Genomic DNA, 22,165 nt, shown 5'->3' with positions numbered 1-22,165 from the left:
CCATGCCGCAATTTTTCATCGACCGTCCGGTATTCGCCTGGGTCGTCGCTTTGTTCATCCTGTTGTCCGGTGTCCTGGCCATCCCACAACTGCCGGTGGCGCAATACCCGGTGGTGGCCCCGCCACAAATCGAGATCTACACCGTCTATCCAGGCGCCTCGGCGCAAACCGTGGACGAAAGCGTGGTCAGCCTGATCGAGGAAGAACTCAACGGCGCCGACAACCTGCTGTATTTCGAATCCCAAAGCAGCCTGGGCAGCGCCACCATCACCGCGACCTTCCAACCCGGGACCAACCCGGAACTGGCCCAGGTCGACGTGCAGAACCGCCTCAAGGCGGTGGAGTCGCGCCTGCCGCAAGCGGTCACGCAGCAGGGCTTGCAAGTGGACAAAGTCTCCGCCGGCTTCCTGCTGCTGATTACCCTCACCTCCAGCGACGGCAAGCTCGACGACGTGGCCCTCAGCGATTACCTGGCGCGCAACGTGATGAACGAGATCAAGCGCCTGGACGGTGTCGGCAAGGCTCAACTGTACGGGGCCGAGCGCGCCATGCGGATCTGGATCGATCCGCAGAAACTCGTCGGTTTCAACCTGACCCCGGCCGATGTCAATACCGCCATCGTGGCGCAGAACGCCCAGGTGTCGGCAGGCAGCCTGGGGGAGTTGCCGAGCCGCAGCACCCAGGAAATCACCGCGACCATCGTCGTCAAAGGCCAGCTCAACACGCCGCAGGAGTTCGCCGACATTGTGCTCAAGGCCAATCCCGATGGCTCGACGGTGCGCATCGCCGACGTGGCACGGGTGGAGATCGGCAGTCAGGAATACCAGTTTTCCACGCGCCTGAACGGCAAGCCGTCCACCGCGGTGGCGGTGCAACTGTCGCCCGGCGCCAACGCCTTGAACACCGCGACCCTGGTGCGCAACAAGATGGACGAGCTGTCGCGCTACTTCCCGGCCGGCGTGGCGTACAAGATTCCCTACGACACCTCACCGTTCGTCAAGGTCTCGATCACCAAGGTGATTTACACCCTAGGCGAGGCGATGTTGCTGGTGTTCGCGGTGATGTTCCTGTTCCTGCAGAACATCCGCTACACCCTGATCCCGACCCTGGTGGTGCCGGTGGCATTGATGGGTACCTTCGCGACGATGCTCGCGCTGGGGTTCTCGATCAACGTGCTGACCATGTTCGGCATGGTGCTGGCCATCGGTATCCTGGTGGACGATGCCATCGTCGTGGTGGAGAACGTCGAGCGGATCATGGCCCAGGAAGGCCTGTCGCCCAAGGAGGCCACGCGCAAGGCCATGGGGCAGATTACCGGTGCGATCATCGGCATTACGCTGGTGCTGGTGGCGGTGTTCATTCCGATGGCGTTCATGCAGGGCTCGGTGGGGGTGATCTACCAGCAATTCTCGCTGTCGATGGCGACGTCGATCCTGTTCTCGGCCTTTTTGGCCCTGACCTTGACCCCGGCGCTTTGCGCGACCTTGCTCAAACCGATCGCCCAAGGTGATCACCACGCCAAAAGCGGTTTCTTCGGCTGGTTCAACCGTGGCTTCGACCGCTTCGGCGACCGCTATCAGGGGTGGGTGGCCTATGCGGTGAAACGCAGCGGCCGTTATCTGCTGATCTACGGCGTGCTGCTGGTGGGCATGGGCCTGTTGTTCAGTCGCCTGCCCTCCTCGTTCCTGCCGGTGGAAGACCAGGGCTACACCATCACCGACATCCAGCTGCCACCGGGTGCGAGCAAACACCGGACGGTGCAAGTGGTGGAGCAGATCGAAGCCCACAACGCCGGTGAACCGGGGGTCGGCGACAGCACGATCATTCTCGGTTTCAGCTTTTCCGGCAGTGGGCAGAACGCGGCCCTGGCCTTCACCACCCTCAAGGACTGGTCGCAACGCGGCGCCGAGGATTCGGCGGCGTCGATTGCCGACCGCGCCAACCTGGCCCTGGGTCAAATCAAGGATGCCATGGCGTTCTCGGTGCTGCCGCCGCCCGTGGATGGCCTGGGCACCTCCAGCGGTTTCGAGTTCCGTTTGCAGGACCGTGGCGGACTCGGCCATGCCACCTTGATGCAGGCCCGCAGCGAATTGCTCGCCGCCGCCGAAAAAAGCCCGATGCTGATAAATGTACGCGAAAGCGCCCTGGCGGAGGCGCCGCAGGTGCAACTCGAGGTCGACCGCAAGCAGGCCAATGCCCTGGGCATTTCCTTTGCCGATGTCGGCAGCGTGTTGTCCACGGCAGTGGGTTCGGCCTACATCAACGACTTCCCCAACCAGGGGCGGATGCAGCGGGTGGTGGTCCAGGCCGAGGGCGACCAGCGCAGCCAGGTCGAGGATCTGCTGAAGATCCACGTGCGCAACAACAGCGGGAAAATGGTCCCGTTGTCGGCCTTCGTCCAGGCCCGCTGGACCCAGGGACCGGCGCAATTGACCCGCTATAACGGTTATCCGGCGGTGAGCATTTCCGGCGAACCGGCACCGGGCTACAGCACCGGGCAAGCCATGGCCGAAATCGAACGGCTGGTGGCCCTGGGGCCGACGGGCCTGGGCCAGGAATGGACCGGGTTGTCCTTGCAGGAACGCTTGTCCGGCAGCCAGGCACCGATCCTGTTGGGCCTGTCGTTGCTCGTGGTGTTCCTGTGCCTGGCGGCGCTGTACGAGAGCTGGTCGATCCCGACCTCGGTGTTGCTGGTGGTGCCACTGGGTGTGCTGGGCGCGGTACTGGCCGTGTCGTTGCGCGGCATGCCCAACGATGTGTTCTTCAAGATCGGGTTGATCACCATCATTGGCCTGTCGGCGAAGAACGCGATCCTGATCATCGAGTTCGCCAAGAGCCTGTACGACGAAGGCCACGACCTGATCGACGCCACGCTCCAGGCCGCACGCCTGCGCCTGCGCCCGATCATCATGACCTCGCTGGCGTTCATCCTCGGGGTGGTACCGCTGGCGATTGCCACCGGTGCCAGCTCGGCGAGCCAGCAGGCCATCGGCACCGGGGTGATCGGCGGGATGATCACCGCCACGCTGGCGGTGGTGTTCGTGCCGGTGTTTTTCGTGGTGGTGATGAAGCGTGTCAGGCGGGTTGATCCAAAGTGAGGCCCGGCCGGGCCAGCGCTATCGCGAGCAAGCCCGCTCCCACAGAGACCTGAGGGGGCAGCGAGCCCAGTCCATCAGTCCGCCTGCACAGTGACCTGACGCTGTTCGCCCAAGCCCTCGATTCCCAGGCGAATGGTCTGGCCCGGCCGCAGGAACACCGGGGCGGGCTTGATGCCCAAGCCGACGCCGGGTGGCGTGCCGGTGGAGATCACATCCCCCGGTTGCAGGCTCATGCAGCGGCTCAGGTAGGCGATCAGTTGCGGCACGCTGAAGATCAGCGTTCGGGTATTGCCGTTCTGATAGCGGTGTCCGTCAACCTCCAGCCACAGATCCAGCGTATGCGGGTCGGCGATTTCATCCCGAGTCACCAGCCAGGGGCCAAGTGGACCGAAGGTGTCGAAGCCCTTGCCCTTGTCCCAGGTGCCGCCGCGCTCCAGTTGCCACTCGCGCTCGGACACATCGTTGATGACGCAGTAGCCGGCGACATGCTCCATGGCATTGGCTTCGTCGATGCAGCGCCCGCCTTTACCGATGACCACGCCCAACTCGACTTCCCAATCGGTCTTGAGGGAGCCGCGCGGGATCTGGATATCGTCGTTCGGCCCGCAGATGGCACTGGTCCATTTGTTGAAGATGATCGGCTCTTTCGGCACCTCCATGTTCGACTCGGCCGCATGGTCGGCGTAGTTCAGGCCGATGCAGATGAATTTGCCGACCTGGCCGACGCAGGCACCGATACGCGGCTGGCCGGCAACGAGCGGCAGGCTGCGGGGGTCGAGGGCGGCGAGCGCTGCCAGGCTGTCCGCGCCCAGGACCTGCCCGGCGATGTCCGGCACATGGCCCGAGAGATCGCGCAGCTGATTGTCGGTATCCAACAGCCCGGGTTTCTCCGAACCTTTTTCGCCGTAGCGCAATAGTTTCATGTCGTGCTCCTGCTCAAGTGAAGACCGGGGGTTCAGAGGCTCATGCCACCGTCGATGAGGTGAATGGCACCCGTGGTGTAGGCCGATGCATCGCTGCCCAGGTACACCGCCAACTGGGCGATCTCTTCAGTGCTGCCGATGCGTCCCATGGGCTGGCGGTCGAGGAACTGCCGGTAGACCTGCGCCTCATCGACGCCCTGTTGCACGGCCTGGTCGGCGATGCGCTGGCGCAGCGAAGGCGAGTCCACGGTGCCCGGGCAGATCGCGTTGCAGCGGATGCCCTGGCTGACGAAGTCGATGGCGACAGCCTTGGTCAGGCCCACCACCGCCGCCTTGCTGGTGGCATAGGCGAAGCGATTGGGCACGCCCTTGACGCTGGAGGCCACCGACGACATGTTGATGATCGAGCCGCCGCCACGGGCCAGCATGCCCGGCAGAAACGCGTGGATCATCCGATACATGGCCGTGACATTGAGGTCCATCGAACGCGCCCAGGCCGCTTCATCGCATTGCAGTATGTTGCCGCTGTGCACGTAGCCTGCGCAGTTGAACAGCACATCGAGCCCGCCGATGCGCTCGCAGGCGGCGCTAATGGCAGCGGTCGAGGTGACATCCAGGGGCATGGCGGTGACCTCTTCGATCCCCGCCAGTGCATGGATATCGATGTCCGTGGCGATCACCTCGGCACCGGCCCGGGCGAAGGCAATGGCACTGGCCAAGCCAATGCCCTGCCCTGCTGCCGTGACCAGAACGCGCTTGTTCTGCAGGTTCATGCTGTCTCCAGTTGCGCTGCCGTGGCGGCGTGCTTGGGGGTCCTGCCGAGCATCGAAGCGGGGATGGCCAGGATCAGCCCGCCGCTGACCAAAAGACACAAGGCCAGTACATAAGTGCCGTTGTTGATGTTGCCCGTGAGGGTTTCGGCCACGGCAGTGATCATCGAGCCGGTAAAGCCCGACAGGTTGCCGATGGCGTTGATCATGCCGATGCCGGCTGCGGCGGCGACCCCCGACAGCACGGTGCCTGGCAGGGTCCAGAAAATCGGCATCAGGCTGAGGATCCCCGAAGCGGAGACGCTGAGAAAGAGCACCGACAGCACCAGATTGTCAGCGAAGAAGGCACTGAGGATCAGGCCGACGCCGCCAATGAATGCCGGGATCGCCGCATGCAAGCGCCGCTCACCGGTGCGGTTGGAGTGCCGGGCGTTGAGCAGCATCGCCACCACCGCCACCGAATAAGGAATGGCGGTGAGCAAACCGATGTGCAAGCTGTTGGTGATGCCGGTGCTCTTGATGATCGAAGGCATCCAGAACGCCAGGCCATAGAAGCCGGTGTTGAAGGTCAGCAGGATCAATACCAGCAACCACACCCGAGGGTTGAAGAACACTTCGCTCAAGCGCGTGGCCTTGCCCTGGTTATCGGTTTGCAGATTGGCCTTGAGCAGGGCTTTTTCCGCGACCGTCAGCCATTTGGCTTTGTCGATGTTGTCGGCCAGGCAGACGATCACCACGAACGCCATGATGATCGACGGAATGCCTTCGATGAGCAGCATCCATTGCCAGCCGGACAGGCCATGCACCCCTTGCATGCTGTTCATCAGCCAGCCGGAGAGTATGCCGCCCAGGGTCAGGCTGACCGGCAACGCCAGCAGGAACCCAGACATCACCCGGCTCTGCCGATGGGTCGGGAACCAGTAGTTGAGGTAGAGGATCACCCCAGGGAAAAAGCCCGCTTCGCAGATGCCCAACAGGAAGCGCAGCACATAGAACATCGTGCTCGATTCGATGTGGAAGAAAGCCGCCAGCGGTACGGTGTAGGCCACGGCCATGGAGATCACCGCCCAACTGAGCATGATCCGGGCGATCCAGAACCGTGCGCCAAAGCGATGCAACAACAGGTTGCTGGGCACTTCGAAGAGGAAATAGCCCCAGAAAAACATACTGGCGCCCAAGGCATACACCGTGTTGCTGAATTGCAGCTCGTTGAGCATGTCGAGCTTGGCGAACCCGATGTTCACCCGATCGAGGTACGCCGCCATGTAGCACAACAGCAACACGGGCAGGATCCGCCAGATCACCTTGCGGTAGGTCCGGTCTTCGAAATCCAGCTGGCCGGCTTGTGCCTGGGCGGGCAACGGCTCGGAGATGGTTTGCATGAGGTAACCCCTGATTGTTTTTATTGGGTCACGTCGAATGAGCGACTCATTCGGCGATTGAATGAGGACTCTACTGTCGGGAATCGATTCTTTCCCAATGGCATTTTTGGATTAGTCGATAACGTATTGTTATCGAGGCTTGGGATTCGGACTAGGATCCTGTGGCGAGGGGATTTATCCCCGCCGGGCTGCGAAGCAGTCCTAAATTGGCCCTCGTATCCTGTGAGGTTGATTGCGTTGAACTTCTTGGGGCTGCTGCGCAGCCCAGCGGGGATAAATCCCCTCGCCACAGGTTCAGTTGCTTCTTCAAATAATCTGGCGGGCGTTGTCCTTGAGAATCTCGGCGAACTCCAGCGCCGCGCCTACCAGCGGTTCGTCCTTTCGCGTGAGGATGCCGTAGTCCTGGGGCACCAGGTGCAACGGGGTATCGAGGGTCTTGAGCTGGCCGCTTTCGAGCAGCGGATCGACCATGGCATTGGGCAGCATGCCGATCATGGGCCCGCGTTGCAGCACCTGGAGGAAGGTCTGCATGGAAATGGTGTCGATGGTATTGCACGGCATTCCCACCCCCGCCTCGGCGAAGGCCAGTTCCATGCGTGCACGGATCGGCGTGCCGACCGGGTAGAGAATCCACGGCAGGTCCACCAGTTGCTGCAGTGAGGTCGGCCCGGCGTTCGCCAGGGGATGGCGGTCATTGACCACGATGCAGAACGGTTCCGGGGCCAGGGGTTGGAAGTCGTAGCGCTGTTGCTGGCTTTGCTCGGTAAACCGGGCCACCGCCAGATCGAGTTTTTTCTCTTCAAGCATCTTCATCAAATGGTTGCTGGTCTGCTCCACCACCTCGATGGACAGCAAGGGCCAGCGTTGCTTGATCTGCAGGATCGCCTCGGGCAAGGCCACCGCCGTCGCGGCAAAGATACCGCCGACCTTGAGGTAGCCATGGCCGCCTTCGCGCAGGCTGCTGATTTGCTCGACGAACGAACGTGCATCGTTCAAGGCGATCTGAGCGTAACGCAGTACGTGCTCACCCAATGCCGTGGGCGGCATGCTCCGGGGGCGACGCTCGAACAGGGCGAAGCCGAGCAGGCTTTCGATTTCCTTGAGCATCTTGCTCACGGCGGGCTGGCTGAGGTTCATCTGCTCGGCCGCCAGATGCATGTTGCAGGTGCGCCCCAAGGTATCGATCAACAGCAGATGGCGGAATTTGAGCCAGCCGCAGAAGCTGGAGAAAGACAGATCGGACATGGGCAATCCTCGACGATGCAATAACCGGACGTTATCAGATACTGAATATATCTCATTGGAGTTCATCAACCGCGGGCCCTAGCTTGAAAGCTTTACGAACCAGGAAGACTGCCCATGTCGCTGATGCTTACTCCCGAGAACACACTGCCCGTCGATGGCGTCGCCGGCACCCTGATTGGTCGTGCCTGGGTGCCTGGCCGTGTCGCCGGGCCCTCACCCGTCGTGCTGCGCAGTGACGGGGTGTTCGACCTGTCGGATCGTTTCGCGACCTTGAGCGATGTGCTGGAAACGTCCTCACCGTTGGCGGCGGTCAGGCAAACGCCCGGCACTTTCATCGCCAGCGTCGAAGCGCTGCTGACCAACACCGGCCTCCATGCCGACCCGGCCAAGCCGTTTCTGTTGCCGCCGCTGGACTTGCAAGTGATCAAGGCCGCCGGCGTGACCTTCGCCGCCAGCATGATCGAGCGGGTGATCGAGGAACAGGCAGGCGGCGACGCGGCAAGGGCCGAGGCGGTACGCGCCACCGTGCACAGCGTGATCGGCGATAACCTGCGGGCGATCGTGCCGGGTTCCGAGCAAGCCATGCGCCTGAAAGCCTTGCTCATCGAACAGGGCATGTGGTCGCAGTACCTGGAAGTCGGCATCGGCCCGGATGCGGAGATCTTCACCAAGGCACCGGTCCTGTCCGCCGTGGGCAGCGGCAGCCAAATTGGCATTCATCCGGTATCGCAATGGAACAACCCGGAACCGGAAGTGGTGCTGGCGATAAACAGCCGTGGCCAGATCCACGGCGCCACCCTGGGCAACGACGTCAACCTGCGAGACATCGAAGGTCGCAGCGCGCTATTGCTGAGTAAGGCCAAGGACAACAATGCGTCCTGCTCTATCGGGCCGTTCATTCGCCTGTTCGACGAACACTTCAGCCTGGATGACGTACGCGCCTGCGTAGTCGACCTCCAGGTACAAGGCGAAGATGGCTACCGCCTGCACGGTTCGAGTTCCATGAGCCAGATCAGCCGTGACCCGCAGAACCTGGCAAGCCAGACACTCAACGCCAACCACCAATATCCGGATGGTTTTGTGCTGTTTCTCGGTACCCTGTTCGCCCCCACCGAAGACCGCGACCATCCCGGCAGCGGTTTCACCCACAAGCGCGGGGACCGGGTCAGCATCAGCAGCCCCTTGCTCGGCAGCCTGCATAATCAGGTGACCCACAGCTGCGACGCCGCCCCCTGGACCTTTGGCGTCAGCGCCTTGTTGCGCAACCTCGCCGCCCGCGGACTGCTGGGCCGCTGACGCTACGACCGTGACCGATTCATCCAATTACAAGAGAGACATGAATCATGAGTGACACGCCTGAACGCCGCCTGCGCAGCGAGCAATGGTTCAATGACCCGGCTCACGCGGACATGACCGCCCTGTATGTCGAACGCTACATGAACTACGGCATGACCCGCGAAGAGCTGCAATCGGGACGCCCGATCATCGGCATCGCCCAGACCGGCAGCGACCTGACCCCCTGCAACCGTCATCACCTGGAACTGGCCCAACGGGTCAAGGCCGGCATCCGTGACGCCGGTGGCATCCCCATGGAATTCCCGGTGCACCCGATCGCCGAACAGTCACGGCGCCCCACCGCTGCCCTGGACCGCAACCTGGCCTACCTGGGCCTGGTGGAAATCCTCCACGGCTACCCGTTGGACGGCGTGGTGCTCACCACCGGTTGCGACAAGACCACGCCCGCCTGCCTGATGGCGGCGGCGACCACCGACTTGCCCGCCATTGTCTTGTCCGGCGGGCCGATGCTCGACGGCCATCATAAGGGCGAGCTGATCGGCTCGGGCACCGTGCTCTGGCATGCGCGCAACCTGATGGCCGCCGGCGAGATCGATTACGAAGGCTTCATGGAAATGACCACCGCGGCATCGCCATCGGTGGGTCACTGCAACACCATGGGCACCGCCTTGTCGATGAACGCCCTGGCCGAAGCCCTGGGCATGTCGCTGCCCGGTTGCGCGAGCATTCCGGCGCCCTATCGCGAGCGCGGGCAAATGGCTTATGCCACCGGCAAGCGCATCTGCGAGCTGGTGCTGCAAGACATTCGTCCGTCACAGATCATGACCCGCCAGGCCTTCGAAAACGCCATCGCCGTCGCCTCGGCCCTGGGTGCTTCGAGTAACTGCCCGCCGCACCTGATCGCCATCGCCCGGCACATGGGCGTCGAACTGAGCCTGGATGACTGGCAACGGATTGGCGAGGACGTGCCGCTGCTGGTCAATTGCATGCCCGCTGGCAAGTATCTGGGTGAAGGTTTCCATCGGGCCGGCGGTGTGCCCTCGGTCATGCACGAACTGCAAAAAGCCGGGCGCCTGCACGAAGACTGCGCCACGGTCAGCGGCAGGACCATCGGCGAAATCGTCAGCAGCAGCCTGACCAGCAACGCCGACGTGATCCATCCCTTCGACACCCCGCTCAAGCACCGTGCCGGCTTCATCGTGCTCAGCGGCAATTTCTTCGACAGCGCGATCATGAAGATGTCGGTGGTGGGCGAAGCGTTTCGCAAGACCTACCTCTCCGAGCCCGGTGCCGAGAACAGTTTCGAAGCCCGGGCCATCGTGTTCGAAGGACCGGAGGATTACCACGCCCGCATCGACGATCCGGCGCTGGACATCGACGAGCGCTGCATCCTCGTCATTCGCGGTGTCGGCACCGTGGGCTACCCCGGCAGTGCCGAGGTGGTGAACATGGCCCCACCGGCCGCGCTGATCAAACAAGGCATCGACTCCCTGCCCTGCCTGGGCGACGGTCGCCAGAGCGGCACCTCGGCGAGCCCATCGATCCTCAACATGTCCCCTGAAGCAGCCGTGGGCGGCGGCCTGGCGTTGCTGCAAACCAACGACCGGCTGAAAGTGGACCTGAACACCCGCACCGTGAACCTGCTGATCGACGATGACGAGATGGCCCGGCGCCGACTCGAATGGACACCGAACATCCCACCGTCGCAAACGCCTTGGCAGGAACTGTACCGGCAACTGGTCGGGCAATTGTCCACCGGGGGCTGCCTGGAGCCTGCGACGCTGCATCTGCGCGTGATCGCCCGCAGTGGCGAGCCGCGTCATTCGCACTGAGTCCAAAGCGGCTGATTGTTCACGTACGTTGAATTCAGATGCCAATCCAGAAGGGTTTATTCCACAGGCGTAAAGGAGAAAGATGCGCGCCAGGGGTCATCGCCCCTGGCGAATCTTTCACACCTACGGAGTCGATCCATGCCATTTGCCAACTACAAATTTCCCGAAGGAATCCTGGACCACGCCCGCAAGGAAGAGATCATCCATCGCACCACGGAAATGTTCGTCGAATACTTCGGCGAAGGGGTCCGTCCATTCACCATGGTCCTGGTCGAAGAGGTGGCAGACGGTGGCTGGGGGCGCGCCGATGAAACGCTGACGCTGGCGAAGATGGGGCTGCCTGCCAAAGGCCAATAATGCTGTTCGCTTAAGGTTTGTCTGGCCACAGGTTCATCGTTTTTCCTAAGTGAACAGCATTACCTTATATAGAAGAGATCGGGAAAGAAAAGTGAGAGGGGTCTGCGCTAGAGCCCCCCTCGCCATTCCTCAGAAATCCACCGTGGCCGACAACTGCAATGTGCGCGGCGAGCCTGGAGAGAAGGCACCGTACGAGGCGACACCCGACCAGTACTCGCGGTCAAAGACGTTCTGGACCGTGGCCCTGAAAGTCGTCGGTCGACCTTCGATCTTGGTGGCGTAACGAGCGCCCGCATCGAAGCGGGTCCAGGCATCCAGCTCCTGGGTGTTGGCCTGGTTCACGTATTGGCTGCTGGTGTAGATCGCGCCACTGGTGAGGGTAAAGCCTTCCACCCACGGGGTGTCCCATTCGGCCCACAGGTTGGCTTGTACGTCTGGCACGCCCACCGGCTTATTGCCACGGTTGGCCGCTGTGGCGGAATCCGTCAGCTCACCATCGAGCAATGTCACGCCACCCATCAAGCGTGTGCCGGGGGCCACTTCGCCGAACACGCTCAGCTCCACGCCACGGTTGCGCTGTTCAGCCTGTACAGAGAAAACATTGTTCGTGCCGATTTCGCCACTGGGCTTCTCGATCTGGAACAGCGCCAGGGTGGTCATGAACGTGCCGTGCTCGTACTTGACCCCAACCTCATGCTGTTTGGACTCATAAGGTGCAAACGTTTCGCCGGCATTGCTCGCATTGCCTGGCGCGACGTCACCTTTGCTCAGCCCCTCGACATAGTTGTAGTAGAGCGACACATCCTCCCAGGGCTTGACCACGACGCCGACCAGCGGGGTCGTTGCGCTGTCGTCATAACGGGAACTGACCGCGCCGCTGGCATTGTAGTTGCGCGACTCGATATTTTGCCGACGCAGCCCCAGGGTCAGTTGCAGACGGTCATCCAGTACCGACAAGGTGTCGGTCAAGGCGAAGCCGGACAGCTGCGACTCGGAAACCCGCAGCACCTTGGGCGCATTGATGGCCGGCTTGGGCACATCCACCGGGTGATAGATGTTCGAGCGGACCTCCGGCCCGTTGTTGATCCCCCGGGACAGTTCATCCTGGTAAGTGGTCGCCATCAGCGTGGTCGTGTGGCTGACAGGGCCGGTGTCGAACACCCCACGACCCCCCACATCGGCTGTCGAACGGTCTACGTTGAATTTGTAATACCCCGGTGTGTTGCTGATATCGCCGGCGTTGTTGAGGATTCTTGGTACCTGGTCGGACATCCGCTTGACGTCCGAGCGACCGCCACCGGCGTGGGCAAACACCGTGACCGCGTCCGTCAGGTCGTATTCGCCACCCAGCAAGGCCGACTGCTCCTTGGTGTCGGACCAACCCCATTTCTGTGACGCATTGGTACGACCGTTGGGGGCCGATGGGATTTCAACGCCAAGCGCGACGGTGAAGGGTCGCGAGGCGCCGTCAAAGCTCTCTTTCTGGCTGATGAAGTCGAGGTTCAAGCGCAAACGCTCGCCCCGATAATCCAGGGCGATAGCTCCGATCCCGAGTTCGCGTTCCTGGTCGTCGATGGCCGTGTCGCCACCCTGGAGGCTGCCGTTGAAGCGCATACCGAACTGGTTTTCCGAGCCGAATCGACGGCTGACATCCAGGTGCCCGCCCACGTGGGAATCGGATGCGTAGCTACCGGTAAAGCGCGTCAGGTCTTCGTCCAACGGACGCTTGGGAACGATATTGATCACCCCGCCCACCCCGCTGTTCGGAGAAATACCGTACATCAGTGCACCCGGCCCCTTGAGCACTTCGACCCGTTCGGCGTAGTCGGTGAACACCCGGTAGTTGGGTGCCACGCCGTATACGCCGTCGTAGGCCAACTCGCCGAGGTTGCCCTCGCCGATGGGAAAACCACGGATGAAAAACGAATCGACGATGCCGCCCACCTGCCCCGTCGAGCGCACCGAAGGGTCTCGTTGCAGGGCGTCGGCCACGGTCACGGTTTGCAGGTCGGCAAGGGTCTTTTCGGTGTAGCTGGTCACGCTGAACGGCGTGTCCATCACGTCCTTGTTGCCCATCATCCCCAAGCGTGCACCGCGCGCCACCTGACCGCCGGCCAGCACGGGCGGTAGTGCGCCTGGGTCGTTGTGGGTCCCGCTGATGGTGGTGGCGTCAAGGGTCAAGCCTTGCCCGTTGCCCTTGGAGGCGTCCTGGGTTGTATCGGCGGCAGGCGCCTGTTCGGGGGTTGCCGCCCAGGCGGTGGCGCTTCCTGCGGCCAGAATGAAACTCAGCGTGGCGCTACGAATCGCGAGGGATAACGCAGACTCACCACAAGGTCGACGTGCAACAGACATGGCTTAAGGATCCTTTCCAACGGGAGAAAATGGTAATCACTCCTATTGCCAGTCGACCTACGGAAAAGTATCACCTCCCGGGGATTATTTTTTCAGAGTGCGCCGGGCCCTCAGGTGGTCACCCGCCCAGTGGTCGCGATCTACCTGATATACGGCATCGGCCTTGAAGCCCATCAGCAAAACACCATGGTGATGTTTGCCCCCGATGGCAAAGCGCGTAGCCTGCTGATCCGCGATTCCGCTACGCGCGCCCCTGCTGGAGGAACGCTGGTACACCTTGCAACCTCATGTGCAGCCGGGCATCTTGCCGACCGTGTTCGTGGAAGATATCGAGCCGATGCGCATGTGCGTGCTCGACGCGGTGTTCCTCACCCACCTGCACAAGATCGCCTTGTGGCCGATCCGATCGTTGTTGCGCATGCACCTGCTGCAATACTCCAACTATCGTTTACAGCACACGCTGACCAACCCGCTTGCGAGCGTTTAACCACCGAGGCTGAGTCATGTCCCACGCAGGTGCCATCCAGGGTTCGAACGTCAGGATCCTGATTTACCTCCTATTCGCGATCCAGCTCATCTCCATGGGCGCGATGGAAATGAGCGGGCCGTTCTGGCCGGTCCACCTGCGCGGGCTGACGTCCTCGGAGTCAATCTTCAGTTTCGCCAGCATCGCCGTGTATGTCGGGCCGATGCTGGGCATCATTCTGACCAGCGCCTTCTGGGGCCGTATCGGTGATCGTTACGGCCATAAGCTGATGATGATCCGCGCCCTGGCGGGCCTATCATTGACGCAGCTCGGGCTGGCGCTGTGCAGCGATATCTGGATCATCCTGGTGCTGCGCTTCCTGCAGGGCGCCTTTGCCGGGTACATCGCCCCGGCCCAGGCCTATGGCGTCAGCATCGAAGCCCCCTCGCGACGGGCACGGCTGTTCGCGATCCTGCAAATATCCACCAACGTCGGCTCATTGCTCGGCGCGGTGGTCGGGGGCCTGATCCTCGACTACGCCACCTTCTTCTGGATCAACATCATCGCCTCGGCCTTGTGCGCGGTGTGCACGGTGGTGGCCGCCGTGACCTTGCCGGACGTGCCACCGGTGAAAAAACCCGCGACCAGCCAGGCCCCGACGACACCAAGCCGTACCGACAGTGTCTGGCAAGGATCGCCATTGCTGTCGTTGCTGTGGGTCATGGGCATCCTGCTGTTGGCCCGGATGCTGCCACAGACCTCCTTCTCCTTGTATGTGAGCTCGGTATTCGACGTCAGCAACTCAGTGGTCGGCCTATGCTACGGCTTACTGGCGCTGGGTTTCATCCTCTCGGCCACGGCCTGGTCGCGCTATTTCGAACACCGTACCCAGCAGGACACCTTGCACCGCATCATCTACGTCGTGCTCGGTTGCATCGCCCTGACCGCCCTGGCGGGGGTCACGCGCAATGCCATCGTCTTTGTCGTCGTCTACTTCATCTGGGGCGTGCTGCTGGGGGCTACCACACCGGTGCTGATGGCGTTGATCTCGAAATCCGCCGACAGCGCGCGCCAAGGCCAGGTGCTGGGCATTGCCCAGGGCACCGCGCAGTTCGCCTCGATCGCGGGCATCTCGGCCGGTGGGTTGCTCAGCCAGGTCTACGGTTTGCAGTACACCTACCTGTTCGTTTGCCTAGCCTATGTGTTGGCCCTGATTCCCGTCGTCGCCTTGCGGTACTGGCCCGCGAGCCTGCAAGCCAGCCCCGCCCCGCCCGCGGACTGATCAAGGCGTTTCCCTTTGAACCCTGCATGCCGCTTGCGTCACGAGCAGGTTGTCCCTTAGCATTGGGAATACTTCTCAATTGCAAAAAAGCCGCAGCCATGAGCGAAACCCTGCCCGCGAACAACGACCAGCATCTGCGCGTGATCGAAGACCTGTATGCCGGCCATCACAGCTGGCTGTACAACACGCTGAAGAAGAAGCTGGGCAACGCCATGGATGCGGCGGACCTGGCGCAAGACACCTTCGCGCGCATTCTCGCCTCCCAAGTCACGGCCATCGACCAGCCCCGGGCCTACCTGAGCTGCGTGGCCAAGGGCATTCTCATCAACTGGTATCAACGCAAGGCCCTGGAACGTGCCTACCTGGAGGCGCTCGCGCATTTGCCGGCCCAGGAAGTGCCGTCCCCTGAATTGCGCTTTCTGGTGCTGGAAACCCTGCACGAAATCGACGCCATGCTCGACACCCTCCCGGCGCCGGTCAAGCGGGCGTTCCTGCTGTCGCAGATCGGCGGCCTGAAATACGACGACATCGCCCAACAGCTGAACGTCTCGCTGATCACGGTCAAGCGCTACATGAAACAGGCATTCGTGCAGTGCTTGATGTTGGTGGAGTGAATGCTCACTCGTCGCCGTGAGCCGCCGCTCGACCCCAAGGTCCTCGAAGAAGCCGCCGAATGGCTGATGCGCTTGAGCGAAAGCGACCTCAGTGACAACGAGCGCGTCGAATGGGAATGTTGGAGGGCCAGCAGCCCCGAGCGCGGCCGGGCCTGGTCTCGTGCGCAATTGCTGCAAAGCAAGCTCGGCGGCTTGCCACGCGCATTGGCGATGTCGGCGCTGGATCGCCCAAGCAGCCCCGAACGCCGCGCGACCCTCGGCAAACTGGCGTTGCTGCTGGCAGCGGTGCCTGTCGGTTGGGGCAGCTGGAAACTGGCGCAATCGCAGCAATGGTCCGCCGACTACCGAACCGCCATCGGCGAGCGCCGCGAGTTGACCCTGGCCGATGGCTCTCACCTCACCCTCAATACCGGCACGGCCATCGACGTACTGTTCGACACCCGCCAGCGGCTCCTCCATGTGCGCGAAGGGGAAGTCCTGGTGCAGACCGCGCCGGATGCCTCACCCCAGGCCCGACCGTTCCTGGTCAGCACCCGCGACGGCCGGATGCAGGCCCTGGGTACGCGGTTCATCGTGCGCCAACTGCCATCGCGCACCCATCTGGCGGTACTCGAAGGCGCGGTGCGGATTGAATTGACCGAGGCTCGCCAGGCCGCGCCGCTCATCGTCAACGCCGGACAGCGCACCGACTTCTCGTCCCAGGCCTTCGGCCCGTTGACCCCGACAGATCGCAACGCCAGCGCCTGGACCCAAGGCATGCTGATGGCCGACAGGATGCGCCTGGCGGATTTCGTCGCCGAACTGGCGCGCTATCGCCGCGGCTTCGTGCGTTGCGACCCGGCCATTGCCGAGCTGCGGGTGTCCGGCGCGTTTCCCATCAGCGATACCCAGCGCACGCTCAACATGCTGGTGCAAACCTACCCGGTCCTGGTCACCGGTCATTTGAGCGGTTACTGGGTGACGCTCTCCCCGGCCTGACCCCACAAAAATTATTGGCTGCCCGGGTGATACTTTTTTTGATCTCAACTGGCAAAGAAAGGAATAACCATTTCATCTCGTCCATAGGGTCATCCATCCATGCTCGTTGCACGGCCCCTGCGTCCGGATCGTCCGTCCAAGCCCGTCATGCGCAGTGTGCTGTTGAGCCTTGCGTTGAGCACGGTCACCGGGCCGTTCGCCTTCGCCGCCGCGCCCACGCAACTGGAAGCCGTCGCTCCCCGCGCCTATGACATCGCCCCGGGGCCGCTCGGCCCTGCCCTGTCGAGCTTTGCGGTGACCGCCGGCATTGCCCTGTCGTTCCAGCCCTCGATCACTGAAGGCCTGGTCAGCCCTGGGCTTTCCGGCACGTATCCGGCAGCGCAAGCACTCACCCATCTGCTGGCCGACAGCGGCGTGGAGATGGTTGCCCGCGACGATGGCAGCTACACACTGGTGCTGCGCCAGGTGTCCCTGCCGCAGATCAGCGTCGATGCCGCCGGCAGACGCAGCACCGACCTGCCACCTGCCGACGCCAACGACCAGGTCGCCCGCGGCGCACGCCTCGGCCTGCTGGGCAACGCCGATGTGATGGATGCACCGTTCAGCGTCAGCAGCTACACCTCGACGATGATCAGGGATCAACAGGCGATCACCGTGGGCGACTTGCTGGAACGCGACGCTTCGGTGCGCTCCACTGGCCAGGCGGGCGGCATCGTCGACTCGTTCTTCATCCGCGGTTTTCCGCTGGGGGAAGGCAACCTCGGGGAGTTGGCTTTCGACGGTGTGTATGGCGTGGCGTCCAATTACCGGGTGTTCACCGATTACGCCGAGCGTATCGAACTGGTCAAGGGGCCCGCGGCGCTGCTGTATGGCATGTCGCCCAACAGCGCCGTGGGCGGCGTGATCAACGTGGTCCCCAAGCGCGCCCTCGACGAGGACCTGACCCGATTCACCAGCCGCTACGCCACGGACTCGCAACTGGGCGGCCACCTCGACGTCAGTCGGCGCTTTGGCGAAGAACGCCGGTTCGGGATCAGGCTCAACGGTAGCCTGCAGCAGGGTGACACGGCCATCGACAAGCAGTCCCGAGACGTCGGTACCGGCGCCATGGCCCTGGATTACCAAGGCGATCGCCTGCGCATGACCCTGGACCTGATCAGCCAGGATGAAAAATTCGACGCCGCCTCACGCCCTTTCCTGATCGCCCCTGGCGTGCAAATTCCCTCCGCCGCCAACGGCCGCACCAGTGTCAGCCAGGACTGGGGACGCTCCCGGGCCCGGGACAAATCGGCGTTGCTGAGTGGCGAGTACGACCTCAGCGACCAGCTGACCCTGTTTGCCCACGCCGGCGGCGGAAAATCCGAGGTCGAGCGCATGTCCGACCAGACCCCGACCATCATCAACGCCGCCGGCGACACGTCATCGGTTCCCGGTTATTACAAATTCAACGTCCAACGCTACACCGTCGATGCCGGCGCGCGCCTGGGCTTCGACACCGGGCCGGTCAGCCACCGCGCGGTGCTGCAAGTCAGCCGTTATCGCGATGAGTTGTCCCGCGGCATTATTTCCGGCCCCGCCATCCTCTCGAACATCTATCACCCGGTCGACCGGCCCAGGCCCAACCTCGCCGAACCTCACACGCCAAAAGTCTCCGAAAGCGAACTGTCGGGCGTCGCCCTGGCCGACACCTTGTCGGTGCTCGATGAGCGCCTGCAAGTCACCCTCGGGTTGCGCCGGCAAAACATCCAGTCGAACAACTACAACACCACCGTCGCCACCCCGTCCTACGATAAAAGCAAGACCACACCCCTGCTCGGTATCGTCGCCAAGCCCTGGGACCATGTCGCGCTGTACTACAACTACATCGAAGGCCTGAGCAAGGGCGACATCGCGCCGTCTGCCGCCACGAACGCCGAAGAGGTTTTTTCCCCCTACATCTCCCGCCAGCAGGAGATCGGGGTCAAGGTCGACTACGAACGTTTCATGGCCACGCTGGCGCTGTTCCAGATCAAGAAACCCAGCGGTGAATTGTCGTCCGGGGTGTTCTCGGTCAAGGCCCAGCAACGCAACCGTGGCGTGGAACTGAACCTGTCCGGCGAGATTGCCCGGGGCACGCGCCTGCTCGGTGGCGTGACGCTACTCGATGGGGAACTGACCCGCACCAGCGTCGCCGCCAACCGCGGCAATACACCGGTGGGCGTGCCCAAGGTCCAGGCCAACCTCTGGGCCGAGTGGGACACCCCGGGCATCGACGGGCTGACACTGACCAGCGGTGCGATCTACACCGCCAGCCAGTACGTCGACCAGGCCAACACCCAGGAACTGGATGCCTGGACCCGCTTCGATGTCGGTGCCCGCTATGCCGCGCGCATTGCCGAACGGCCCACGACATTTCGCGCCACGGTGCAGAACGTCTTTGACCGCGCCTATTGGTCGGGGGTCGCGTCCTATGGCGCGTTCTCCCAAGGCGCACCGCGCACGCTGTTGTTATCCGCCACCGTTGATTTCTGAAACCTGCGGGCCGGGGCGGCGACTTGCGCCGTTGTCCGGTCCGGCTTTTGTAAAGGCCTGAACCATGGTTACTGTTTTTCGCCGCCCTCACACCCTCGCCGCCCTGCTGTTCGCCGGGCTGCTCGGTGTGTCGTTTCTTTCGCTGACGCCCCGCAACGCCCTGGCCGCCGAGGCGGACCCTGCCCTGGGCAGCGTGACCGACCTGCTCGGGCGCCAGGTCAAGGTCCATCTCCCGGTCAGGCGGGTGATCCTCGGCGAAGGCCGCCAGTTGTACCTGGTGGCGGCGCTGGACACGCAAAATCCCATCGAACGCATCGTCGGCTGGCGCAAGGACCTGATCCAGTCAGATCCGGACACCTACGGCGCCTACCTGCGCAAATTTCCCGACATTGCCAAGATCCCGACCTTCGGCGGGTTCGAGGACGGCACCTTTGACATCGAACAGGCCATCTCCCAGCGTCCGGATGTGATCATCCTCAATATCGAAGCCCAGCACGCCACCGAGGATGCGCGCTACATCGAGAAGCTCGACGCCTTGGGCATCCCGGTGGTCTACGTCGACTTTCGCAACAACCCGATGCAGAACACCGAGCCGACCATGCGCCTGTTCGGCCAACTGTTCGGCAAGCAAGCCCGTGCCGAAGCCTTCATCGATTTTCGCAACCAACAGATTCGACGGGTCACCGACGTCATTGAAGCGCGCCACCCTGCCCGGCCAAAGGTCTTCATCGAACGCATCGGCGGTTACACCGATGATTGCTGCCTGAGCTTCGGCAACGAGAACTTCGGCCTGTTCGTCGAAATGGCCGGTGGCGACAACATCGCCAAAGGCATCATCCCCACCACGTTCGGCCAGTTGAATGCCGAGCAAGTGGTGGTCGCCAACCCGGCACAGGTGGTGATCACCAGCGCCAACTGGGAAGCCTTTGCACCCGCTGGCCATTGGGTCGGCGTCGGCCCCGGGGCGGACATGGCCCAAGCCAGGAAAAAACTGGCGTGGTACACCCAGCGACCGGCCTACGCCGGCATCAAGGCCCAGGACGACCAGGCGTTCCACGCCATTTGGCATCAGTTCTACAACAGTCCCTATCAGTTCGTGGCCATCCAGCAATTGGCCAAGTGGTTTCACCCGACGTTGTTCGCCGACCTGGACCCGGACGCCTCGTTCCGCCAATTGCACGAGCAGTTCCTGCCGGTCCCTTATGAGCCGGGTTATGCCGTCAGCCTGGGCCAGACAGAGGACAAGCCATGACTTCGTTGAACGAAACCCTGGTGATGCAACGTGACACCTACCGGCGCCTGGTGCTGCGCAAGCGGCTTATCCTCGGGGGGCTCACGCTGTTGCTGATCTGCAGTGTCCTGCTCGACCTGGCCCTCGGGCCGGCACGCTACAGCCTCGACGAAGTGCTCGGCGCGCTGTTTTCACCGGACAGCGCGTCGCCCCAGGTCCGCGTGGTGATGTGGGACATCCGCTTGCCCGTGGCGCTGATGGCCGTTGCGGTCGGTGCCGCGTTGTCGCTGGCCGGCGCGCAGATGCAGACGATCCTCAACAACCCGCTGGCCAGCCCGTTCACCCTGGGCATTTCCGCCGCCGCCAGTTTCGGTGCGGCCATGGGGCTGGCGTTTGGCGTGGCCTTGTTCCCGCTGGCGGCGCAGTACATGGTGCCGGTGAACGCGTTCATCATGGCCATGCTGTCGGCATTGCTGATCCACTTCCTGAGCCTGCGCCGCGGTGTCACCGCCGAGACCATCGTGCTGCTTGGCATCGCCCTGGTGTTCACCTTCAACGCGTTGCTGGCGCTGGTGCAATTCTTCGCCACCGAACAAGCCGTGGCCGCCGTGGTGTTCTGGACGATGGGCAGCCTGACCAAAGCCACCTGGCCCAAGCTCGGAGTGATCTGCCTGGTGATCCTGGTCACCCTGCCGATTTTCGCCAGACGCGCCTGGGCCTTGACCGCGCTGCGGCTGGGGGACGACAAAGCCGCGAGTTTCGGCATCAACGTGCGCAGCCTGCGCTTTCAGACGCTGATCATGGTCAGCCTGCTCGCCTCGTTTCCGGTGGCGTTCGTCGGCACGATCGGCTTCATCGGCCTGGTCGGCCCGCACATCGCGCGGATGCTGATCGGCGAAGACCAACGGTTCTTCCTGCCTGCGTCCTTGTTGACCGGCGCACTGATTCTGTCCGCCAGTTCGGTGATCAGCAAAACCCTGATCCCTGGGGCCATTTTCCCCATCGGCGTGGTGACGTCGCTGATCGGCGTGCCCTTCTTCATCTCCTTGATTCTCGGTGGGAAGAAAAACTCATGGTAACGATTCGGCTGGAGAATCTCGGGGCCCGCTATGGCCAGCGCCTGGTCATTCACGGCGTGACCACGGCAGCTTTTGTCGGCGGCCAGGTGGTGGCGGTAGTCGGCCCCAACGCGGCGGGCAAATCCACCTTGTTCAAGCGCATGGCCGGGTTGATCGACGGCCCCGGACAGGTGGTCTTGGAGGACTCGAAAAAGGGACCGCAGGGCATCAGCTATATGCCCCAGGGCTTGAACGCCAGCGCCCGGTTGACGGTATACGAGTCGGTGCTGCTGGCACGCAAGCAGCTCACGCCGGGCTGGGTCGTCCATGATGATGAACTGAAGCGGGTGGACGACATTCTCGCCGCGCTGGGCATCACTGAGTTGTCGTTCCGTAATCTCGGAGAGCTCAGCGGCGGACAGCAGCAACTGGTTTCGATCGCCCAGACCCTGGTGCGCGAACCGGAAATCCTGTTGATGGATGAACCGACCAGCGCCCTGGACATGCATCGACAAGTCCAGGTGCTGAATTTCATGCGGGCCCTGGCGCGCCAACGCCAGGTCATTGTGTTCATCGCCATCCATGACCTGAACCAGGCGCTGCGCTTTGCCGACCAAGTGCTGGTCATCGCCGACAGCACCGCCCAGGGCAGCGGCCCGAGCGCCGAGGTGATCACCGAGTCGATGCTGCGTCAGGTCTACAAGGTCGAAGCGCGGATCGAGCGGTGCAGCCGGGGCGAGCGCCACATCCTGATCGACGATATCGTTTGA

The 22,165-nt window shown here is 62.8% G+C and carries 17 protein-coding genes and 1 pseudogene; 13 read left to right on the top strand and 5 right to left on the bottom strand.

The features are described from left to right. Positions 1 to 2 precede the first annotated feature (2 nt). Positions 3 to 3,098, top strand: coding sequence for an efflux RND transporter permease subunit (locus tag BM317_RS10040; protein ID WP_092474170.1), 3,096 nt, complete (start codon positions 3 to 5; stop codon positions 3,096 to 3,098). 74 nt (positions 3,099 to 3,172) lie between these two features. Here the strand turns inward: BM317_RS10040 and BM317_RS10035 are convergent, their stop codons facing one another. From BM317_RS10035 to BM317_RS10020, 4 genes are all read right to left on the bottom strand, one after another. Next, entirely contained in the window at positions 3,173 to 4,021 is an 849-nt protein-coding gene (locus BM317_RS10035; protein WP_092474168.1) for an ureidoglycolate lyase, read from the bottom strand. Between the two features lie 32 nt (positions 4,022 to 4,053). After that, positions 4,054 to 4,794: an SDR family oxidoreductase gene (locus BM317_RS10030; protein WP_092474166.1), complete on the bottom strand. Its 741-nt coding sequence runs from the start codon at positions 4,792 to 4,794 to the stop codon at positions 4,054 to 4,056. Further along, on the bottom strand, positions 4,791 to 6,173 hold the full coding sequence (locus BM317_RS10025) for an MFS transporter (RefSeq protein ID WP_092474164.1): 1,383 nt from the start codon (positions 6,171 to 6,173) through the stop codon (positions 4,791 to 4,793). The genes BM317_RS10030 and BM317_RS10025 overlap by 4 nt, the downstream gene beginning before the upstream one ends. 306 nt (positions 6,174 to 6,479) lie before the next feature. Next, positions 6,480 to 7,418: a LysR family transcriptional regulator gene (locus tag BM317_RS10020; protein WP_092474162.1), complete on the bottom strand. Its 939-nt coding sequence runs from the start codon at positions 7,416 to 7,418 to the stop codon at positions 6,480 to 6,482. A 114-nt stretch (positions 7,419 to 7,532) separates the two neighbouring features. Here BM317_RS10020 and BM317_RS10015 point away from each other — a divergent pair, with 114 nt between their 5' ends. The 3 genes from BM317_RS10015 to BM317_RS10005 all read left to right on the top strand — a co-directional run bounded on the left by BM317_RS10015 (position 7,533) and on the right by BM317_RS10005 (position 10,903). After that, complete coding sequence (locus BM317_RS10015; protein WP_092474160.1) at positions 7,533 to 8,714, top strand: fumarylacetoacetate hydrolase family protein; 1,182 nt, start codon at positions 7,533 to 7,535, stop codon at positions 8,712 to 8,714. A 47-nt stretch (positions 8,715 to 8,761) separates the two neighbouring features. Beyond that, a complete protein-coding gene (locus tag BM317_RS10010; protein ID WP_092165490.1) occupies positions 8,762 to 10,546 on the top strand; it encodes an IlvD/Edd family dehydratase in 1,785 nt (594 codons plus the stop codon). A 138-nt stretch (positions 10,547 to 10,684) separates the two neighbouring features. Next, positions 10,685 to 10,903 carry a tautomerase family protein gene (locus tag BM317_RS10005; protein WP_003200762.1) on the top strand — a complete coding sequence of 73 codons (219 nt, stop codon included), beginning with the start codon at positions 10,685 to 10,687 and terminating at the stop codon, positions 10,901 to 10,903. A gap of 129 nt (positions 10,904 to 11,032) precedes the next feature. On the opposite strand, the gene BM317_RS10000 is transcribed toward BM317_RS10005, so the two are convergent. Next, on the bottom strand, positions 11,033 to 13,255 hold the full coding sequence (locus tag BM317_RS10000; protein ID WP_092474158.1) for a TonB-dependent receptor: 2,223 nt from the start codon (positions 13,253 to 13,255) through the stop codon (positions 11,033 to 11,035). A 114-nt stretch (positions 13,256 to 13,369) separates the two neighbouring features. Between BM317_RS10000 and BM317_RS31075 the strand changes: the two are divergent. From BM317_RS31075 to BM317_RS09960, 9 genes and pseudogenes are all read left to right on the top strand, one after another. Then, positions 13,370 to 13,444: pseudogene (locus tag BM317_RS31075) on the top strand (IucA/IucC family C-terminal-domain containing protein); the annotation flags it as partial. A gap of 88 nt (positions 13,445 to 13,532) precedes the next feature. Next, positions 13,533 to 13,742, top strand: coding sequence for a hypothetical protein (locus tag BM317_RS31070; RefSeq protein ID WP_256574117.1), 210 nt, complete (start codon positions 13,533 to 13,535; stop codon positions 13,740 to 13,742). Positions 13,743 to 13,758: 16 nt separating this feature from the next. Continuing rightward, positions 13,759 to 15,003, top strand: a complete 1,245-nt coding sequence (locus tag BM317_RS09990; protein ID WP_092474156.1) for an MFS transporter — start codon at positions 13,759 to 13,761, stop codon at positions 15,001 to 15,003. A gap of 98 nt (positions 15,004 to 15,101) precedes the next feature. Beyond that, complete coding sequence (locus tag BM317_RS09985) at positions 15,102 to 15,617, top strand: sigma-70 family RNA polymerase sigma factor (RefSeq protein ID WP_060742745.1); 516 nt, start codon at positions 15,102 to 15,104, stop codon at positions 15,615 to 15,617. Next, entirely contained in the window at positions 15,618 to 16,595 is a 978-nt protein-coding gene (locus BM317_RS09980; protein WP_092165486.1) for a FecR domain-containing protein, read from the top strand. Between the two features lie 99 nt (positions 16,596 to 16,694). Then, positions 16,695 to 19,106: a TonB-dependent receptor gene (locus BM317_RS09975; protein WP_092474154.1), complete on the top strand. Its 2,412-nt coding sequence runs from the start codon at positions 16,695 to 16,697 to the stop codon at positions 19,104 to 19,106. A gap of 64 nt (positions 19,107 to 19,170) precedes the next feature. Next, a complete protein-coding gene (locus BM317_RS09970; RefSeq protein WP_092165482.1) occupies positions 19,171 to 20,358 on the top strand; it encodes an ABC transporter substrate-binding protein in 1,188 nt (395 codons plus the stop codon). Beyond that, complete coding sequence (locus BM317_RS09965; RefSeq protein WP_063321700.1) at positions 20,355 to 21,416, top strand: FecCD family ABC transporter permease; 1,062 nt, start codon at positions 20,355 to 20,357, stop codon at positions 21,414 to 21,416. Before BM317_RS09970 ends, BM317_RS09965 begins: the two co-directional genes overlap by 4 nt. After that, positions 21,410 to 22,165 (top strand): ABC transporter ATP-binding protein, encoded by a 756-nt coding sequence (locus tag BM317_RS09960; protein ID WP_092165480.1) that lies wholly within the window; start codon positions 21,410 to 21,412, stop codon positions 22,163 to 22,165. Before BM317_RS09965 ends, BM317_RS09960 begins: the two co-directional genes overlap by 7 nt.

Source organism: Pseudomonas sp. NFACC24-1 (assembly GCF_900115235.1).
GTDB lineage: Bacteria > Pseudomonadota > Gammaproteobacteria > Pseudomonadales > Pseudomonadaceae > Aquipseudomonas > Aquipseudomonas fluorescens_AA.
Note: the sequence above shows the minus strand (reverse complement) of the source record. Positions and strands in the feature narration are given on the sequence as shown.

What these genes read in the sequence shown, in the direction of transcription:
- BM317_RS10040 (WP_092474170.1), top strand. Translation starts at nt 3, where the DNA reads ATGCCGCAATTTTTCATCGACCGTCCGGTATTCGCCTGGGTCGTCGCT.
- BM317_RS10035 (WP_092474168.1), bottom strand. Translation starts at nt 4,021, where the DNA reads ATGAAACTATTGCGCTACGGCGAAAAAGGTTCGGAGAAACCCGGGCTG.
- BM317_RS10030 (WP_092474166.1), bottom strand. Translation starts at nt 4,794, where the DNA reads ATGAACCTGCAGAACAAGCGCGTTCTGGTCACGGCAGCAGGGCAGGGC.
- BM317_RS10025 (WP_092474164.1), bottom strand. Translation starts at nt 6,173, where the DNA reads ATGCAAACCATCTCCGAGCCGTTGCCCGCCCAGGCACAAGCCGGCCAG.
- BM317_RS10020 (WP_092474162.1), bottom strand. Translation starts at nt 7,418, where the DNA reads ATGTCCGATCTGTCTTTCTCCAGCTTCTGCGGCTGGCTCAAATTCCGC.
- BM317_RS10015 (WP_092474160.1), top strand. Translation starts at nt 7,533, where the DNA reads ATGTCGCTGATGCTTACTCCCGAGAACACACTGCCCGTCGATGGCGTC.
- BM317_RS10010 (WP_092165490.1), top strand. Translation starts at nt 8,762, where the DNA reads ATGAGTGACACGCCTGAACGCCGCCTGCGCAGCGAGCAATGGTTCAAT.
- BM317_RS10005 (WP_003200762.1), top strand. Translation starts at nt 10,685, where the DNA reads ATGCCATTTGCCAACTACAAATTTCCCGAAGGAATCCTGGACCACGCC.
- BM317_RS10000 (WP_092474158.1), bottom strand. Translation starts at nt 13,255, where the DNA reads ATGTCTGTTGCACGTCGACCTTGTGGTGAGTCTGCGTTATCCCTCGCG.
- BM317_RS09990 (WP_092474156.1), top strand. Translation starts at nt 13,759, where the DNA reads ATGTCCCACGCAGGTGCCATCCAGGGTTCGAACGTCAGGATCCTGATT.
- BM317_RS09985 (WP_060742745.1), top strand. Translation starts at nt 15,102, where the DNA reads ATGAGCGAAACCCTGCCCGCGAACAACGACCAGCATCTGCGCGTGATC.
- BM317_RS09980 (WP_092165486.1), top strand. Translation starts at nt 15,618, where the DNA reads ATGCTCACTCGTCGCCGTGAGCCGCCGCTCGACCCCAAGGTCCTCGAA.
- BM317_RS09975 (WP_092474154.1), top strand. Translation starts at nt 16,695, where the DNA reads ATGCTCGTTGCACGGCCCCTGCGTCCGGATCGTCCGTCCAAGCCCGTC.
- BM317_RS09970 (WP_092165482.1), top strand. Translation starts at nt 19,171, where the DNA reads ATGGTTACTGTTTTTCGCCGCCCTCACACCCTCGCCGCCCTGCTGTTC.
- BM317_RS09965 (WP_063321700.1), top strand. Translation starts at nt 20,355, where the DNA reads ATGACTTCGTTGAACGAAACCCTGGTGATGCAACGTGACACCTACCGG.
- BM317_RS09960 (WP_092165480.1), top strand. Translation starts at nt 21,410, where the DNA reads ATGGTAACGATTCGGCTGGAGAATCTCGGGGCCCGCTATGGCCAGCGC.